This is a genomic window from Vibrio sp. 10N.286.52.F8 (genome assembly GCF_041468745.1).
GTDB classification, from domain to species: domain Bacteria; phylum Pseudomonadota; class Gammaproteobacteria; order Enterobacterales; family Vibrionaceae; genus Vibrio; species Vibrio crassostreae_C.
Window position 1 is genome coordinate 1 of record NZ_JBFRJF010000064.1, and the last position, 1,509, is coordinate 1,509.

Consider the following 1,509-nt stretch of genomic DNA (forward strand, 5'->3'; position numbering starts at 1 on the left):
ACTCTGCCAAGGCGCCTTAATAGTGATTTAAGAGAACAACTCTTTGTTCATCACTCTACTCAAAATGTAGAAGCTAGATAGATGGTGCCCCGGGCCGGACTTGAACCGGCACAGCGCGAACGCCGAGGGATTTTAAATCCCTTGTGTCTACCAATTCCACCACCAGGGCAACGCAATCTTGCGAGGCCGATTACTGAAAAGTAAAACACCATCTCTCAGCGACCTAAGCCGTGAGAACGAGGTGTACTTTAACGGAAGGAAAAAATTCGTCAACAATAAATTTTATCTTTTAATTCAAGTGATTAATTATCGAACTCAAAAGAATAAATTTAGTGCAGCTTGTACGGTTCTTATACTTGGATTTCTAATTTAAACGGACAAATCACTGACAACCATTGATTCAAATACCAATTGAATGCGGTGATTTTATTGTTTTAAACCAAGCAAATGGCGTTTTCATGTGCTTTTCACATTCAACGATTAGAGTTTGAAGTAACTCTTATTAAGAAGTAAACATGTGAAACCACTAAAACGATATCAATATGAGCGCTATGCCGTTCTTTGTAACCTCGCCTACCCTAGAGTTTTTAAGCAGACTCGCTATGGTTTTGACCCTAATGGACAACGCATCATCAAGAACCAGTTTGGTAAAACCATGATTAGAGTGTTGTGGAGTAGCGACAAAGATGAAGTGGTTGTGGTAATCAAAGGATCGCACAGTATCTCAGATTGGCTACTAACCTTTGCTCTATGGACAAGAAGCTGTAAGAGAATTGGGCTCAATTATCGTGTGCATGCGGGTTTCTACCATCTAATGTTTCAAGAGAGCCAGCCAAGTCGTAATGAAGATAAGCTTGGCTTAACCGTTATTGAGCGCTTGGAAGCCACGCTCACACCTCTCATCGAACAAGGAAAAAGAGTGTCTATTACTGGCCACTCTTCCGGAGGCGCTATCGGTTGTGTCTTCGCTGATTACTTTGATCAAAAGTACCCAGGCTGTATTAAACGAATAGTGACTTTTGGCCAACCCGCCATTGGTGATTGGAGCTTTCGAAAGCACTATCGCATGAGTAAGAAGACCTACCGAATTTGCTGTGACATCGACATCGTGACCTTCATGCCACCGGTTCCTTTGCTCTATTGGCATGTAGGTAAAGTGCTTTGGCTTTATAACGGACGAATCTATGAGAACACTCCTACATTAATCCGCCTTGGTCGCTCTATCTTTAGTTGGCTGATAAGACCTTTCTCTTACCACTTGATGAGCAAGTATATCCGTAACAAAGATTTCTTTGATAAGCATTGAAATGGGTACGTAGGAAGCTTTTAGCGGGGCCAGAAACGAAAAAACCAGTCACTAGGACTGGTTTTTTCTGAATTATGGAGGCGCCTCCCGGAGTCGAACCGAGGTCCACGGATTTGCAATCCGCTGCATAGCCACTCTGCCAAGGCGCCTTCAATAGTGTTTTAAGAGAACAACTCTTTTGATCAATACCAAGCGAGGTAATA

1 protein-coding gene and 2 tRNA genes are annotated in these 1,509 nt (G+C 42.6%); 1 reads left to right on the forward strand and 2 read right to left on the reverse strand.

Going from position 1 to position 1,509, the window contains the following annotated elements; genetic code table 11:
* Positions 1–82 precede the first annotated feature (82 nt).
* Positions 83–169, reverse strand: a tRNA-Leu gene (locus AB4133_RS21845).
* A 348-nt stretch (positions 170–517) separates the two neighbouring features.
* On the opposite strand from AB4133_RS21845, the gene AB4133_RS21850 reads away from it, so the two are divergent.
* Positions 518–1,306 carry a lipase family protein gene (locus tag AB4133_RS21850; RefSeq protein WP_017064543.1) on the forward strand — a complete coding sequence of 263 codons (789 nt, stop codon included), beginning with the start codon at positions 518–520 and terminating at the stop codon, positions 1,304–1,306.
* A gap of 75 nt (positions 1,307–1,381) precedes the next feature.
* Here the strand turns inward: AB4133_RS21850 and AB4133_RS21855 are convergent.
* Positions 1,382–1,455: transfer RNA gene (locus tag AB4133_RS21855), tRNA-Cys, on the reverse strand.
* Positions 1,456–1,509: the final 54 nt, after the last annotated feature.